Below are 15,426 nucleotides of genomic sequence, written 5' to 3'. Positions count from 1 at the left end.
GGTTGCCAGAATCGTCAGGCCCGGGCGGCCGAATCACGCTGCCAGAGCACAACCGCGTTTGGCAGACCCAGCCCCAGCAGCAACGCCGCAATCAACCCAATCAGCTTCAGGCGAGGGTTGGCCACCCACGCCGGCAGATCGTCGTGTGAGAAGTTCCAGAGCAGGAAGGCCGCGGTGATGATCAGCCCCGATACAATTCGGTAGGAGATAATTTGAGCCTTGAGGAAGCGGGTGTCCTGCCGCGCGATGTGTTTGCTCAGGACGCTGGGCCAGCCCAACAGCCGTGGAAACAGCAGTGCGAGGCCGCCGGTCAGCAGGAGCAGGTCACCCAGAAGCGCGAGGACGGCCGAGGCGCCTTCAAACGGGAGTGGGGCCGTCAGGACATTCAAGACGAGTCCGGTTGCGGCGAGCAGAACTATGCCGCGGCGAACGGTGAGTGGAGCGGGACGGTTGGGCGTGTAAGTCATCTCCTTCTCCCTTGAGACAAGTCGTGGTGAGGTGCGGCCCCAGGTTTGACTTCCAGCACGTTATGGGTGGCTGCCGTCTGGGACGTGCTGTTCTCCCGGAAAGCGGGCAAACAAGGACTTGGCGGCCCCGGCAGCGCGGTTTCCCCCAAGGAGGGCAACGACGGCTGCCCGCTCATCCACGGCCCTCCACCGCCCCGGCTTCACCCCGCCGATCCGGACGCCCACGTCGTCCAGAGGCTGCTGGGAACCCTGGCCGGGTCCTCGCGGACGCAGTTGTTCGGGCAGGAGGGTCCGGCTTCTGGTCGGTCACCGCTCGGCAGCCCGGCGGAGTGAGGTTGTCAGAATCGGAAGGAAAGCGGCTGGGGTCATACGGTTCACCTCTTTCGTGCCTCATGTCCTCGGCTCAATATTGGTCGCCAACATGGAAGAAAAGTGAAACGTGTGGTCCTACGCCGGGTTCTCTGCTTTCATCCTCATTCCATCTGACTCCACGTCTGGTTCATACAGCCGGTCTACTAATGTGCCAAGCGAAAGCGAAAGGAGTTGATGGGTATGAGTAGAAAGAGCGTTGTCAAAAAAGTTATGTACTCGCTGGCGGCACTGGCGACAGGAGGTGTGCTCATTACACAGTCGGCCACGGCGGCAACGGTCCCCCCCCTTCGCCCCTTTCCCGGGCCTATCGTCTGTCCGATGAACACCTGGTACGCCTGTGATCCCATTCCCGGGCCCTACGATCCGCTTCCCATCCTCCTGAACAAGGCCGGATGACTGGTTCATAACCAATCCAACCATCTCTTTTCAAGAGCACGTTTTAAATATTACCTCGAATTGAACCACCTCAAGATTCAAAGCTTCATACTATCGCAGTTGCCGGATCGAGCGGTCTCTGACCTGTTCGATCCGGCAGTTTCTTGGTAAGCCTCCCAGACGACCCCGAGCTGAATCCACCGCCGAATCGGGAGGAGGGTGGTCCTGTCGCTGACCTGACGCCGCGGTGAGGCTTGTGCGATCAGCCGAACAGGTTGGGGGGTCTGCGCGCGAGGCGCACGGTCGCGCGTGTCCCGCCCTCCGTCCGGCGTTCCAGTTCGACCCGGCCACCGTGCGCCTCGGCGACGCTGCGCACCACCGCCAGTCCCAGGCCGAAGCCCTCGCGCCGCTGATCTCCCCCACGCTGGAAGGGTTCTTGCAACTGAGTGACCTGTTCGGGGGTGATGCCGACGCCATCGTCTTCGACCGTCACCTCGACCTCATCGCCCACGGGGTGCACGTAGACGCGCACCCCCCCGGCATCGGTGAATTTGACGGCATTGCTGAGCAGATTCTCGATCAGGCGCGTCACCAGCACGGGGTCTCCCTGAAGGGGGGCTGGGGTGCCGTCGACCTCGACTTGCAGGTCCTTCTGGACGGCGAGCGGCATCAGGCGGTCGACGACCTCGTTGGCCAGCACCAGCAGGTCGAGGTCCAGGCGCGTGGGAGCGAAGCGGGCACGCGAGAGCGTAAGCAGGTCGGTGGTGAGCTGCCGCAGGTGGCGCGCGTTGCGCAGGGCGCGCTCCAGGGCCTCGTGCTGCTCCTGCGGGGAGCGGGGGCGGTCCAGGGCGTGTTCCAGCACCGTCATCAGGGCGGTGACGGGCGTGCGCAACTCGTGCGACGCGTCGGCCAGAAACCGGGCTTCCAGTTCCCGCACGGTGCGCAACTCCGTCAGACTGTGGTGCATGGCGCGGGCCAGCACGCCTACTTCTCCGAACTCATGCTGGTGGGGCACGGGGGCGGAGGTGTCCAGGTGCCGCATCCGCCCGGCGAGCGCCGTCAGCGGCCACATCGCCCGGCGTGTCAGGCCCGCCAGTAGCAATCCGAAGGTGACCACGACCAGCAGGCCGATCCCGCTCGCCGTGCCCAGGTACCGCCCCACCGTCAGGTCGAGTGCTTTCGTCGGGCGGCCGACCTGCACGGTCCAGTCTCCCTCGCGGCGGCTCGCCACATGCCAGGACCCACAGGTGCAGGTCCGCGCCGCCCGTGGGTCGGCAAAGAACTGGGCATCGAGCGGTTGGGGTGCCCGGTCTCCGTAGGGACCATCGGACCAGACCAGGCGGTCGCCCTGATAGATCTGCCCGGCCGCCGCTCCCGTCTCGACCGTGAGCAGACGTGCCAGGGCCGGATTCAGACGTATAGACGTGCTGGCCTCATTCAGCAGCAAGACCGCCTGATGGTCCAATTCGTCTTGCACGGCCAGGCGGCCCAGGTGGGTCAGGGCCACTCCCGACAGAGTCACCACCAGCACCACCGCTGCCGCCAGCATCAGGGTGGCCAGCAGAATCAGACGAGCACGCAGGCTCATGAGGGAAGCGGTAGCCCAGGCCACGTACGGTTTCGACGGTCCAGTCCCCGAGCTTCTTGCGCAGGTTCTTGACGTACACGTCCACGATGTTGGTGGCGGCACTGAAGTTCTCGTCCCATACCCGGTCGGTGATCTCTTCCCGGGTGAAGATGCGCCCGGGATGGGAGACCAGCAGCTCCAGAATGCCGTACTCCTTGGCAGTCAGGTTGGCCGGACAGCCCGCGACCGAGACGATTCGGGTGGTCCAGTCCACGCGCAATTCCCCGCGGACAAAGGCGCTGGTCGGAATCACGCGAACTCGGCGAAGTAGGGCGCGCAGCCGGGCATGGACCTCGCCCACGTGAAAGGGCTTCACGAGGTAGTCGTCCGCCCCGGCGTCCAGCCCCGCGATCCGGTCCTCGACGGCGTCCCGGGCGGTGAGCAGGAGGACCGGTGCGTGCATGGCGTTCTCTCGTAACCAGCGCACGAACTCATACCCCGCCGAGGTCCCGTCCGGCAGACGCACGTCGACCACGAACGCCTCGTAGGGGTACATCTCCGCCATGTTGCGTGCCTCGCTGGCACGCCCCACCTCGTCCACCGCAAACTGTGCCTCCCGCAGGCTGGCGGCGAGCGTCTGGCGAATGTCGGTCTCGTCCTCCAACAGCAGAATTCTCACAACTTATGCTTGGTTGACCTCATGAACTCCGTTTAAGCCTTTATGAAATGAAGAGGTGGCTACTCCTTTCCTAAGGATTGCTTACGGGGCCGGTTGGCCCTCGGGATGCAGCCCCAGACCATACGGCTTCGGCCAAGGCAGGTTGGCCTGGGGAAAGATGACCGGTAAAACCACCGACCTCGAGCCCGTGTTCCGGGCCTTCACCCGCCTGCTTCACGGGCGCCGGGCCCGAGGCAGCCTTAACACGGAAGACGCCATCCGCTGCTCCTTCTTCCGCGCGCGTGCTCCAGCAGGCGGGGTAGATCCGGCAGACAGCTTTCTTGAAACGATGCACTCGGGGTTTGAAGGCCGGAAGGAGATCGACCTGAGGGTGCCTGCTCAGGAAGGCCGTGATGGGTTGCTTGTCGGGTTCAAGAACGACACCCGACCCCCAGGAGGGAAGAACCCCAACACCACCCAGCGGGCCGCCTCGGAGCCCGGAGCGGCCTGTCCGCACGCCGCAAATGCGTTGGCCGTGTGTCGTGCGGCGACCCGAGGTTTTCCTTATCCCGCCAGTTCCACCAGGCGGTTGAGGCGGGAACGGCGAGACTTCCAGTCCGGAAGCATGCGGCCCAGCAGCGCGTAATACGCCGACGAGTGGCCGAATTCCGCGGTGTGGCAGAGTTCGTGCAGCAGGACGTAGTCGATGCAGTCCCCGGGCGCCTGAATCAGCAGGGGGTTGAAGGTCAGACGTCCGGCACGGGTGCAGCTTCCCCAGCGGGTCCACATGGTGCGGAGTTGGAAACTCCCGTCATGACGGATGCCGAAGGGCGCCGCCTGCTCCAGACACCGGGTCAGGCGTTCGCCCAGGACCGCCCGTGCCCGCCCCCGCAGCCAGGCGTTCAGGACCCGTGCCGTCCGGTCCGGCGTCCGCACCGTCACCAGCAGCTCCCCCCGCGTCACCCGCACGGCCTCCTTCACCGCGAAGTACTGCTGGTAGCGGGCGGCCTTCTTCACCCCCGCGTTGAAGACAATGAAGCCCCGGACGAACTCGAGGAGCGCCTCCGGGACCCCGCCCTCGACCCCGCCGCTCGGCAACGGCTGCTGGCCGCCCTGGAGGCCCGGTGAGGTACAAGACCGCCCGCGACTTCCGCCGGGCCCTGGGCGACCGCCTGCGCGAGCAGGCCGGGATGGGTGAAGACCCTCGCCCGGCTCCAGCGCCGCCTCGCCTACGAGCGCTTCCTGGCCCGCCTATTCAGCGTGGTGGGGGACACCTGGGTGCTCAAGGGCGGGTACGCCCTCGAATTGCGCCTGGGCGGCCGGGCCCGGGCGACCAAGGACCTGGACTTTCACGCTTCTGGCGACACCGAACTCCTCGACACCTTGCAGGAGGCCGCCGAGGCGGACCTGGACGACCACTTCCGCTTCGTGGTGCAACCCCCGGAACGCGGCACCCTGGGGGGCCCGGAAGTTCATGGTGTCATGCGGACTCGGCGAGGTGCGGCGTGGAGTTCGATTTCAGCCGGCCTTGGTCCTCGTTCCCACAGTGGATGGGTGCTCGGGCCGCCAGAGGTGTACGACCGTCCCGGGGTACGGGCGCTGTCCTCGGGGAAGACGTTCCCGTTGAATCCGTCGTCCTCACCGGGGTGAACGAAATTTCAGACGCTTTTGAGATGGCCGGCACCCAGGGCACCCCTCCTGAACGGCAGACCTGGCCTCGTTGCCAATGACGCCGTCTCTCTGCCCCCTCCTCATGTACACTGACCTCACAATCCCGTCGATGTGACGGGCCCCGGCGGCCATACGCCGAACTGGAGGAGTCTGCTGACAGGCTCCTCCTTTTCCATTCCCGCAGGGCGGCTTCAGCCGTGGAGGCCCAGCCATGAAACGTTTAGACCCAGGCCGCCTTGCAGATAGTCCGGCCTCCTCGACTTCCTCGGCAGCGCCTCAGATGGGGAAGTCCCCTGACCTACCGACTTCCACGGCCTTCCTTCAGGAGCTCCCACGGGGAGACGTCCGCGGTGCCAGGGAATTTGTGGCGCGAAAGGCGAGTGGGAAAGGGTGCGCAGCTTCTCACGTGAAGAGGGTTTGCAGATGAAGGGACTGGCGTTCAACGTGCTGCTGGCGGTGGTGTGGGCCCTGTTCGCGGGGGAGGTGAGCCTGCGCGAACTCGTCGTCGGCGCCGGGCTGGGCTTTGCCCTCCTGGCGCTCTTTCCCCGCGCGCTGGGCACCGGGGGCTACGTGCGCCGGGTCGGGGCCGGGCTCGGCTTCCTGGGGTTTTTCCTGCGCGAACTCACCGTGGCGAACGTGCAGGTGGCCCTCTTCGCCCTGCGGCCCCGTCCCCCGCTGCGCCCCATGATCGTGGCGGTGCCGCTGCGGGTGCGGGGCGACGGCCCCCTGACGATGCTCACCGCCGTGATCACCCTGATGCCGGGCACCGTGGCGATGGGCTTCAGCGCGGACCGCCGCGTCCTCTACGCGCACGCCATCGGCACGCCGAACGTGGGGGCCGCCCACGAGGCCATCCTAGCGGTGGAAGACCGCCTGCTGCGCGTCCTCGACCTGCCGACACACCGCCTGACCAGGGCGTCAGCGTAGGGTAACCCCCGAGGGCAGGGTTTCGCCAGCACGGAGCCAGATCATCTGTCCTGAGGGAACTCGCCTCCGTCCGCTGTGGCCTGCGAATTTCAGACCATCCCGAGTTCAGGGCGGCCCATGCCGCCCACCTTGACGTTTTCCCCGCACCCCGGACCTTTCCGCCGAACGGATGAGGCGAGCCGTAATCCTGCCCCAGCCCAAGAGAGTCCTGACGGTCACACTTCCCTCATACCCTGGGGGAGATTCGGCCCCCGCACAGGAGCGCCGATGGGGAGCGGAATCGGAAGGAGCACCCATGAGCCAGACGCCGTTGTTGCGGACGCCCCTCGTGACCCTCGCCCTTCTTCTGACCGGGTGCGCGGTGCCCGGCACGTCGCCGCCGGGGGACACCAGTCCCACCGGGACCTACACCGACCGCTGGACCCTTCAGGAGGCGCTGCGGATTCCACTCGACAAGAGCCCGCAGACGACCATCCCGGTCATCGAGAACTGGCCGCGCGGGGCGAACACCACCCTGCCGGACCAGCACGTCTGGGACTCCTGGCCGATCCGCAACCCGGACAACTCTCTGGCGCAGGTTTGGGACGAGAACGGCCAGGGGTATTACGTGATGATCCACCTGAGCGTGGACGACGAGGTGCTGCCCGGCAAGCGTCACGACATCGCCGAGCTGCGCTACTCGTACTCGACCGACGGCAAGAGCTGGCGGCCCGGCGGGCTGGTCTTCCCGGGCGGCTCGGTGATCGGCTCGCGCAACTGGGCGGGCTCGGCGGTGATGACCGCGGACGGCCAGGTTTACGTCTTCTACACCGCCACCGGAGACCGGGGCGAGACCCAGGCTGCGCTCGAAGCCACCCCGGCCCGCGCGAACGCCGCCGACCTCGACGCGGCCACCCTGCGGGAGGGACGGCTCCTGCCCCAGAGCGGCAGCGGGTTCCCCGGGAGCGGGGTGTCGTTCGAGCAGCGCCTCGTCACGGCCTCAGGCCCGACCGCCCGGGTGGTGGATGGCCGGGTGGTCTTCGACGGCGAGTGGCAGCACCGGGTGGTCGTCCGGGCCGACGGGACCCGGTACCAGACGCTCGCGCAGGCGGACGTGGGGCCGCTCTACGGCTTCCGGGACCCCTGGGTGTTTCGCGATCCCGGGGACGGGCGGCTGTACATGCTCTTCACCGCCAACGTGGGCGGCACCCAGTCGCAGCAGCGCTGCGGGCCGGAGGACCTGGGCGACCCCGGCTTCCGGGCGGGGCTGGGCGAGCTGTCCCCGGAGGCGCCCTGGTACAACGGCGCGGTCGGGCTGGCCGTCGCCGACGGCGAGAACCTGAACTCGTGGACCCTGCTCGCCCCGCTGCTCACCGCCACCTGCGTCAACCAGGAGCTGGAGCGGCCCCACTACGTCTTCCGGGACGGGCGGTATTACCTGTTTTTCAGCAGCCACATCGGCAAGTTCGCCCCCGTTCGGGATCTGCGCGCGCGGGGCGCCGAGGGGCTGTACGGCTTCGTGGGAAACAGCATCCGCGGCGACTACCAGCCGCTCAACGGGGGAGGCCTGGTGCTGAACAATCCGCCGAGCCAGCCGTTCCAGGCGTACTCCTACGACACGTTGCAGTCGGGGCTGGTCACGAGCTTCATCGACTCGCCCGGGATCGGCGACCAGGACATCGGGGTGGTCGGCACCCTGCCGCCGGAGGAGCAGTTGCGGGTCTTCGGCGGAACGCTGGCGCGCACCATCCGCCTCGACCTGCAAGGCGACCGGAGCACCCTCTTGGGCCTGCTCGACTATGGCCAGATCGTCGAGGATTCGTCGGCTGGGCGCTGACCCGGAGGCGTGAGGAATGGCAGCTCGGCGGGCGTACCCAGTTTGGGCGGGAGGCCGAATGAGGCAACGTCTGGTCCTCTCCGGAGAGCGTTCGTGACCGCTCCTGGTTCATCCCGACGTTGGGGACCCTGGCCGCTGCCGCGCTGGCTGAGGAGGTCGTGAACGTGGACGGGCGCGTGAGTCTCGACGCCCCCCTGCGTGGCCTGCCGTGGTCCTCTCGCTGACGAGCAGCCAGCGAGGACCCCGGTTGCTCCAGCACTTCATGCGGCACCGGAGCCAATTGGTCGCCCTGGGCACCTTCATTGTGCATGTCGCTGTGAGCAGCGCTCGATCCAGACCTGCCAGAGCAACCCGGCGGCGCGAACGAGGTCGTCCGGGCGCGGCGGGGCGGCTACCTGCCGGCCCTTGACCCGGGGGCTTTGGCGAGCCTCACCGTGCGCCACGACGGCATCACCCGCCTGTCGGTGCGCCCGGGCGACTTCGTCTTCCCCGGCGCGCCCCTAGCCAGGATCTCACCTCGCGTCCTGGGAGACCCGTGCCGCGCCCTCATCGTCGGCCCCCAGCGCGCCGCCCGGCAGGAGGTGGAGTTCGCCGTGCACCAGCTCACGGATGACGTCGGGCTCATCGACGCCACTCTGCCAGAACGGGGCCGAGCACCCGGCGATCATGCTGCTGGAAGTCAGCGAAATCGCTGGGCCCCACGGGCAGGGCTGGAGGTTCGCGCGCCTGTGGCCCCAGGAGAGGCTCATGGTGCTTGCCCAAGTGGGGCATATGCTGACTCCGGACCGGCCACAGGAGTGCGAGGCTGTTGTCCTCGGTTTCCTGGAGCGAACACCCGGGGGGTGGCCCACCGACGCCAGGTCCGGTCCGTGCTCCCCGCAGGCGACCGCATGACGTTCCGGACCTACCGGTACGGGGACCTCCCGAGACCTGCCCTCACAGCCCTGGACCGGTGCGCGGCGCGTGGCTTCACAAGAGGGGACTCCGGATGCAAGACCTGGCATTCAACGTGCTGCTCGCAGCGGTGTGGGCGCTGTTCGTGGGGGAAGTGAGCCTGCGCGAACTCGCCGTCGGTGCCTCCGTGGGCATCGTGGTGATGCCCCTGCGTTGGCAGGGGAACGGCGCCCCGGCGATGCCCACCACCTTCATCACCCTGATGCCAGGCACGGTGATGGTGCATCGCCGAGTCGGCAGGCGGCCACTGCTGTGCCCCAGGGGCCCGGATCACGCGATTGACCACAGGTTTTCCCCCTCGCCCCCCATTCGACCTGCCGGAGAGACCCTGCGCCGTGACTGAACCGCCCCCCCGGCCTCAACGCCCCCGCGTGCAGGTGGTCAACTTGCTGCCCGCCGCCCTGACGGTCCTGGCCCTGCTGCTGGTCCTCTCGTTTTTCCGGCAGGTCCTGGCCCCACTGCTCGCCGTTACGCTCGCCGTGCTGCTGGCAGCGGCCTTGAATCCGGCGGTGCGCTTCTTCGAGCGCCGAGGTGTACCACGCGGCCCCGCCGCCGCGCTCACGGTGGTGCTGGGCCTGGCGGGCCTGGGGGGGCTGGGCTGGCTGGCCGTGCCCCCCCTGGTGGCCCAGGCCGCCACCTTGTTTCAGGAGCTCCCCACCGACCTGACGCAACTCGAACGAAGGCTGGAGCGCTGGACCGAACGCTACCCCAACCTGGAATTCATCACCCGCGAGGACACCCTCGCCGTCCTGGGGCAGCGGGCCGCCGGGTGGGTCTCGGGAGCGGCAGGCACCCTGCTGAGCCTCACCGGAACGCTGCTGAGCGGTGTCGTGACTGGGGTGGTCACCCTGATCATGCTGCTGTTTGTCCTGGCGAACCCCGTACCGCTCCTGCGGGGACTGCTGGGGGCCCTTCCTGCCTCCCAGCGCGCCCCCGCGCGCCAGGCCACGGCCCAGATGCTCACCCAGATGGGTGCCTGGGGCCGCGCCACCCTGCTCATCATGCTGATCATGGGCACCGTGATGGCGGGCGGCCTGTACCTGCTCGGCGTGGAGAACTGGCTGCTGTTCGGGGTACTGGCGGCCCTTGGAGAACTCGTGCCCAACATCGGGCCGGTCGTGGCGATCATCCCGCCCATCGTCTTTACGCTGGTGGACGACCCGCAAAGGGCCCTGTACGTGGCCCTGTTCTCGCTGGTCGTGCAGCAGATCGAGAGCTACGTGCTGGCCCCCTTCCTGCTGGGCGGGGCGGCCAAGATGCACCCGCTGTCGGTGACGGTCGGCGTGCTGCTCTTTGGCAGCGTGTTCGGGCTGGTGGGCGCCTTTCTGACCGTGCCGTTCCTGATTGTCATCAAGGCCGTGTACGAGGCGTTTTTCCTGCGGGGGCGCCCACCCGTGCCCGAGGAGGATGTGCAGGCCCTGGTCGATGGGGAGGCACCGGGAGACGCCAGGGCCGAGGTTGGGTCCCGACCCGCCGACCCTCAGTAGCGGGTGAGCATCACCAGTCCGCTGTGCGCGGCGAGTTCGCCGTCTTCCACGAAGACCACCCGGCCGCCCCGGGCCATCACGAGTTCGATCATCTGGTCCACGGCGTCGGCGTAGGCCCGCTCGCCCGGCTCCGCGCCCGTCTCCAGCAGGGTGAGCGAGCGGCCGTCCGCGCTGACCTCCGCAGGATGGTGCAGGTCCTCCTCGACCACCATCGTCTCCACCCGGCCGTCCTGCGCGGCCTGCCAGCATTCGTTGAGACCAGTCACGAAGCGGTTCTGGCCCACCGCCCGTTCAATGTCCCCGAAGATGCTCCGGCGGCGTTCACGCAGCGCCTCACGAACCTGCGGCCAGACGAGTTGACCCAGCTCGTGCTCGCTCAGGTAGGTGTGACCACCCTCGACCTGCGCGACGACCTGCGCGAGGTTCTTGCCGACCTCGTTCAGCGGCGCGAGATTGCGGCTCACGCCCACCAGGGCGACCGGGAAGGGGGCGGCCTTCACGACCTCTCCCAGCCCGGCGTCCACATCGCGCATAAAGGCGGCCAGCGCCCGGTCCCGTTCGCGGCTGGGGTTGTTGGCCCCTTCCTCCGTCTGAAGCGCAGTCTTGCCGCCGGGGCCGGTGTGAACTATCGGGAAGCCGTACGCGCGCACCTCGCTGAGGTCAGTCTTGCGACCCAGGTACAGGCGGGTGGGGTCCTCGCTCAGCAGCAGTACCCAGTACAGCGGGGTGCGGTTCATGGCGAAGACCAGGTCGCGGGTCAGGAAGTTGTCGTCGATGGCGACTCGCTCGGGCAGGCGGTAGGGCACCTTGAACACGCCCGCGTAGCCCTCGCTGGCAAACAGGACCAGCCCGTCGAGGTTGTGCTCGTGGTCGATGCCCACGGCCAGGTCCTGCATCCGCGCCACGAGAGCCTGCGTCTCACGCTTGCCGAATTCACCCTCCAGGCGGCCCACCGCTTCGGTCATCAGGTTCTTGAGTCGGATGGGGTCCTTTTGGTTGTCGGGCGAGGTGCGGTGGGTCGGCAGCGTGAGGGTCACGCTGGGGCGTGAGGTCATGGCCTGCAACTGCTTGACGGTGTTCAGAGTGAGCATGGTCGGCCTCCTGGCAGTGGGTCGGGAACGAAGGAGTGTCACGGGGCGGCACGAAAAAGGAGGAGCCCAGGTCAGACAGGCTCCTCCAGATCGGTCTATGGGGACCGGGCCACCGCGGTTGTCGTTCCGACCGTAGCCCCTGGGCGGGTGGGGGTCAAGGAAAACGCCCGACCCCCAACGCTCCCTGAAGGCCGCTGAACCTCCCCCCCCGCTCAGGTTCGGCGCGCCGGGCACGGGCGAGGCCATCCCCCCGGTGCCCGCGTTCTCCTGTCTGGATGAGGAGAGGCTGAAGGCCGCAAGGAGCACGTAGGGAGGGAGCCTCAGCGGTCTCCCTGCCCGGGCACGGCCCGGAAACCCGCAGGCGAGAGCCACCCGGCGGCCAGGGCGTCTTTGCCAGCCTGGTGCTGTCCGGCGACAGGACCAGCGGCACCCCGGCCCGCTCCAGGTCCCGCCGCAGGTCGCACACCCGGGCGTCGACCCCGGGCGTATGCACCACGTCGCGGATGTAGACGGCCAGCACCCGCCCGGGGTGGTCACGCACCACGCGGGCGTACAGCTCGGGGTCCTCCTCGCCACTGTCGCCGATCAGCAGGAAGTTCAGCTCCGGGTAGGTGCTCAGCAACGTCTCGATGCGGGCGAGCTTGTGGTCGCCGTGTCCGCCGAGCGGCCCCGCCGGGACCCCGCTGGAGCAGGCGGGACGCGGCACGTTTGAGGCCCAGCCCGGCGCGTTCGGCGGCCAGCAGGAGAGGAGGGGCCACGCCCGCTGGCCTACCTGCCTCGCCCTGCCCCGAAAGGCTTTCGGGTAGCCTCTCGGGGATGCCCAGCCTCCGGGGACCCCTGCTGAGCGCGCTGCGTGAACGCGGGGCGGAGGCCGTCCTCGCCGAGCTGCTGCGCTCCTCCCCCCCCGAGGTGGCGGACCTGCTGCTGGCCGCCTCCGCTGCCGAGCGGGCAGTCCTGTTCCGGCTGCTGCCGCCGGAATTCGCCGCCGACACCTTCGCGGCGCTGCCGTCCCCGGGGCGCGACGCCCTGGTGCGTGACCTCACCGCCGAGGAGACGCGGCGGCTGCTCGCGGACCTTGAACCCGACGACCGCACCCACCTCTTCGAGGAGCTGCCGGGGCGGGTCACCCAGCGGCTGCTCAACCTGCTGTCCCCGGAGGACCTCGCCGAGGCGCGGCAGCTGCTGGGCTACCCGCCGCAGAGCGTGGGCCGCCTGATGACCCCGCATTACCTGGCGGTGCGTCCCGAATGGACGGTGGCGCAGGCCCTGGCGCACGTCCGTGAGCGCGGGCCAGGGGTCGAGGAGGCGGCCCTGGGGGACCTCTACGTCGTGGACGGGGCCTGGAAGCTGCTCGACGCCCTGAGCCTCACCCGCTTCGTGCTCGCGCAGCCGGGGGCGCGGGTCGCGGAGATCATGGACGGGCGCTTCGTGGCCCTGCGGGCGGGGGACGACCGCGAGGAGGCCGTGCGGGTGATGGAGCGCCACGGCCTCCCGGCCCTGCCCGTCGTGGACGCAGGCGGGGTGCTGCTGGGCGCCGTGACCTTTGATGACGTGCTGGACGTGGCCCGTGCCGAGACCACCGAGGACTTCCAGCTTGCGGGGGCCGTGACGCCGCTGCCCGGCGGGGTGGGGGCCACCCGGCCCCTGGACCTGTACCGCCGCCGCATCGGCTGGCTGGTCGTCCTGGTGTTCGTGAACCTGCTGTCGGGCGCGGTGATCGCCCGCTACGAGGACGTGATCACCGAGGTGGTGGCGCTGGTCTTTTTTCTGCCGCTGTTGATCGGGTCGAGCGGCAACGCGGGGTCGCAGGCCTCCACCCTGATGGTGCGCGCCCTGGCGACCGGGGACGTGACGGCGGCGGACTGGGGCCGCTTGCTGCTGCGCGAGGTCGGCATCTCGGCGCTGCTGGGGGCCACCATGGGCCTGGCCGTCTGGGCGGTGGGGCTGGGGCGCGGCGGCCCCGAGGTCGCCCTGATCGCGGCCCTCACGATGGTCGCCGTGGTGATCCTGGGCAGCGTGATCGGGCTGAGCCTCCCCTTCCTGCTCCAGCGGCTGAGGCTCGACCCCGCCACCGCGAGCGGCCCGCTGGTCACGTCGCTGGCGGACATCAGCGGGGTGCTGGTGTATTTCGGCGTCGCCACCTGGCTGCTGGGGCGCTGAGGGCACCCGCCCGCCCCCTTCCCCTCCGGCGCGCGGGATCAGCCCGGGGTCCCCGCACCCAGCGCCCGGTCGAGGTGGACGGCGGCGGAGATCAGCGCGAGGTGCGAGAGCGCCTGCGGGAAGTTGCCCAGCGCCTGCCCCTCGGGACCGACCTCCTCGGAGAGCAGGCCCAGCGGCGTGGCGAAGGTCAGTGCCCCCTCGAACAGCGTGCGGGCCTCCTCGAGCCGTCCGGCGCGGGCCAGCCCCTCGGCCAGCCAGAAGGAGCACGGCAAGAAGGCCCCCTCTTCGCCCCCCACGCCGTCGCTGGCGGCGTGCTCGGGGCGGTAGCGGTACACCAGCGGCCCCACCGCGAGGCTCTCCAGCGTGCGGTCCAGGGTGGCGAGCATCCGGGGGTCGCGTGGTCCCACGAACTTGACCAGCGGGAGCAGCAGGTTGGCCCCGTCGAGTTCGTCCGCGCCGTAGAACTGGGCAAAGGCCCCGCCCTCCCCCACGGGACCCCGCTCCATCACCTCCTGGTAGACCGCGTCCCGCGCGGCCCGCCAGCGTTCCACCGGGGCAGGCAAGCCGCGCTGGGCGGCGATCCTGAGTCCCCGGTCAAAGGCCACCCAGCACATCACCTTGGACAGCACGAAAGGCCGCTGCCCGCCGCGCACCTCCCAGATGCCGTCGTCGTCATCCTGCCAGTGGTCCAGCAGCCAGTCGAGCATCCGGGTGACCGTCACCCACACGTCCTGCGAGACCGGCTCGCCGTGCTTGTTGTGCAGGTAGATCGCGTCGAGCAGTTCGCCGTACACGTCGAGCTGGAACTGCGTGTAGGCCGCGTTCCCTACCCGCACGGGCCGGGAGTCCCGGTAGCCCGGCAGGTGCCCCAGCTCCTCTTCTGGGATGTCGGTGCCGCCGCCTACGCGGTACATCACCCGCAGGCTGCCGTCCGGACTCGTCTCGCGCGAGCGCTCCTCGATAAAGGTGACAAAAGCGTTCGCCTCGGCGTGAAAGCCCAGCCGCATCAGGGCGTACACCGTGAAGGCCGCGTCGCGCAGCCAGGTGTAGCGGTAGTCCCAGTTGCGCCCACCCCCGATCCACTCGGGCAGCGAGGTCGTGGGCGCGGCCACGATGGCCCCGGTCGGCAGAAAGGTCAGCAGCTTGAGGGTCAGCGCCGAGCGGTGGACCGTCTCGCGCCAGCGACCCTGGTAGGTGCACTGCGCGAGCCAGCCGCGCCAGAAGCGCAGCGTCCCTCGTTCCAGCTCCCCCAGGTCGCTCAGGGCAGGTGCTCCCGCATCCTGAAGCACGAAGTGCGCCTCCTCGCCCGCCCGCAGGGTGAAGCGGGCGCAGGCCGCGCCGCCCTGCACCCCTAGCGGCACGCTCGCGCTCAGCCGCAGCGACAGGGCGGGGGAGCGGAAGACCACGGCCTCCCCCTCCGGCAGGGCCTCGTGCGCGGCGCGGGCGTAGTCGAAGGCCGGGCGGCACTCGGCATGCCACGCGACCTCCCCGCCCAGCACCCGCACCCGCCGGACGACCGCCGGGCTGTGCGGCCCCGGCCCCGGCAGCGGCATGAAGTCGGTGACCTCCGCCCAGCCTCCTGCCCCCTGAAAGCGGGTCACCAGCACGTTGCTGTCCGGCAGGTACATCTGCCGGGAGGGCAGCTCTGCTTCCGGGCGCAGCCGGAAGTGCCCGCCCACCCCCGGGCCGAGGATGGCCGCGAAGACCGAGGGCGAGTCGAAGTGCGGAAAGCACAGCCAGTCCAGCGAGCCGTCCGCACCCACCAGCGCGGCGGTGTGCAGGTCGCCGATGACGCCGTAGTGTTCGAGGGGCAGCGCCGTCATGCCCGGCGTCCCGGGCCCACGCGCGCCCACGTCCGGCGCGAGGAGCGAGCAGAGGGCA

15 protein-coding genes are annotated in these 15,426 nt (G+C 69.1%); 8 read left to right on the top strand and 7 right to left on the bottom strand.

The window, feature by feature from the left end; all coding sequences use genetic code 11:
• Positions 1 to 14: 14 nt before the first annotated feature.
• From A7B18_RS00130 to A7B18_RS00115, 4 genes are all read right to left on the bottom strand, one after another.
• Entirely contained in the window at positions 15 to 467 is a 453-nt protein-coding gene (locus tag A7B18_RS00130; RefSeq protein ID WP_102124649.1) for a hypothetical protein, read from the bottom strand.
• Positions 468 to 1,476: 1,009 nt separating this feature from the next.
• Entirely contained in the window at positions 1,477 to 2,181 is a 705-nt protein-coding gene (locus A7B18_RS22330) for a sensor histidine kinase (RefSeq protein ID WP_281260130.1), read from the bottom strand.
• Between the two features lie 466 nt (positions 2,182 to 2,647).
• Positions 2,648 to 3,460 carry a response regulator transcription factor gene (locus A7B18_RS22325; RefSeq protein WP_102124647.1) on the bottom strand — a complete coding sequence of 271 codons (813 nt, stop codon included), beginning with the start codon at positions 3,458 to 3,460 and terminating at the stop codon, positions 2,648 to 2,650.
• A 543-nt stretch (positions 3,461 to 4,003) separates the two neighbouring features.
• On the bottom strand, positions 4,004 to 4,537 hold the full coding sequence (locus A7B18_RS00115) for a M48 family metallopeptidase (protein WP_245872666.1): 534 nt from the start codon (positions 4,535 to 4,537) through the stop codon (positions 4,004 to 4,006).
• A gap of 96 nt (positions 4,538 to 4,633) precedes the next feature.
• Here A7B18_RS00115 and A7B18_RS00110 point away from each other — a divergent pair, with 96 nt between their 5' ends.
• From A7B18_RS00110 to A7B18_RS00090, 7 genes are all read left to right on the top strand, one after another.
• Entirely contained in the window at positions 4,634 to 5,089 is a 456-nt protein-coding gene (locus tag A7B18_RS00110; RefSeq protein ID WP_102124645.1) for a nucleotidyl transferase AbiEii/AbiGii toxin family protein, read from the top strand.
• Positions 5,090 to 5,533: 444 nt separating this feature from the next.
• On the top strand, positions 5,534 to 6,037 hold the full coding sequence (locus A7B18_RS00105; protein ID WP_102124644.1) for a Na+/H+ antiporter subunit E: 504 nt from the start codon (positions 5,534 to 5,536) through the stop codon (positions 6,035 to 6,037).
• 295 nt (positions 6,038 to 6,332) lie between these two features.
• Positions 6,333 to 7,853, top strand: a complete 1,521-nt coding sequence (locus A7B18_RS00100) for a glycoside hydrolase family 68 protein (protein ID WP_180969931.1) — start codon at positions 6,333 to 6,335, stop codon at positions 7,851 to 7,853.
• Between the two features lie 208 nt (positions 7,854 to 8,061).
• Complete coding sequence (locus A7B18_RS23010; protein WP_146009390.1) at positions 8,062 to 8,262, top strand: DUF2254 family protein; 201 nt, start codon at positions 8,062 to 8,064, stop codon at positions 8,260 to 8,262.
• Positions 8,192 to 8,905, top strand: coding sequence for a DUF2254 family protein (locus tag A7B18_RS23005; protein WP_102124642.1), 714 nt, complete (start codon positions 8,192 to 8,194; stop codon positions 8,903 to 8,905). Before A7B18_RS23010 ends, A7B18_RS23005 begins: the two co-directional genes overlap by 71 nt.
• On the top strand, positions 8,842 to 9,150 hold the full coding sequence (locus A7B18_RS21125) for a hypothetical protein (RefSeq protein WP_146009389.1): 309 nt from the start codon (positions 8,842 to 8,844) through the stop codon (positions 9,148 to 9,150). The genes A7B18_RS23005 and A7B18_RS21125 overlap by 64 nt, the downstream gene beginning before the upstream one ends.
• Positions 9,143 to 10,294, top strand: a complete 1,152-nt coding sequence (locus A7B18_RS00090) for an AI-2E family transporter (RefSeq protein ID WP_180969929.1) — start codon at positions 9,143 to 9,145, stop codon at positions 10,292 to 10,294. Before A7B18_RS21125 ends, A7B18_RS00090 begins: the two co-directional genes overlap by 8 nt.
• Here A7B18_RS00090 and A7B18_RS00085 read toward each other — a convergent pair.
• Positions 10,288 to 11,385, bottom strand: a complete 1,098-nt coding sequence (locus A7B18_RS00085; RefSeq protein ID WP_102124640.1) for an AOC03_06830 family ribosome hibernation factor — start codon at positions 11,383 to 11,385, stop codon at positions 10,288 to 10,290. The two genes, A7B18_RS00090 and A7B18_RS00085, sit on opposite strands and share 7 nt — an antisense overlap.
• 154 nt (positions 11,386 to 11,539) lie before the next feature.
• On the bottom strand, positions 11,540 to 12,091 hold the full coding sequence (locus A7B18_RS00080; RefSeq protein ID WP_180969928.1) for a phosphatase domain-containing protein: 552 nt from the start codon (positions 12,089 to 12,091) through the stop codon (positions 11,540 to 11,542).
• 110 nt (positions 12,092 to 12,201) lie between these two features.
• On the opposite strand from A7B18_RS00080, the gene mgtE reads away from it, so the two are divergent.
• A complete protein-coding gene (gene mgtE, locus A7B18_RS00075) occupies positions 12,202 to 13,545 on the top strand; it encodes a magnesium transporter (RefSeq protein ID WP_102124638.1) in 1,344 nt (447 codons plus the stop codon).
• Between the two features lie 38 nt (positions 13,546 to 13,583).
• Here the strand turns inward: mgtE and A7B18_RS00070 are convergent, their stop codons facing one another.
• On the bottom strand, positions 13,584 to 15,368 hold the full coding sequence (locus A7B18_RS00070; protein ID WP_102124637.1) for a glycoside hydrolase family 15 protein: 1,785 nt from the start codon (positions 15,366 to 15,368) through the stop codon (positions 13,584 to 13,586).
• Positions 15,369 to 15,426: the final 58 nt, after the last annotated feature.

Origin of the sequence: Deinococcus planocerae (assembly GCF_002869765.1) — a bacterium.
GTDB classification, from domain to species: Bacteria; Deinococcota; Deinococci; order Deinococcales; family Deinococcaceae; genus Deinococcus; species Deinococcus planocerae.
Note: the sequence above shows the minus strand (reverse complement) of the source record. Positions and strands in the feature narration are given on the sequence as shown.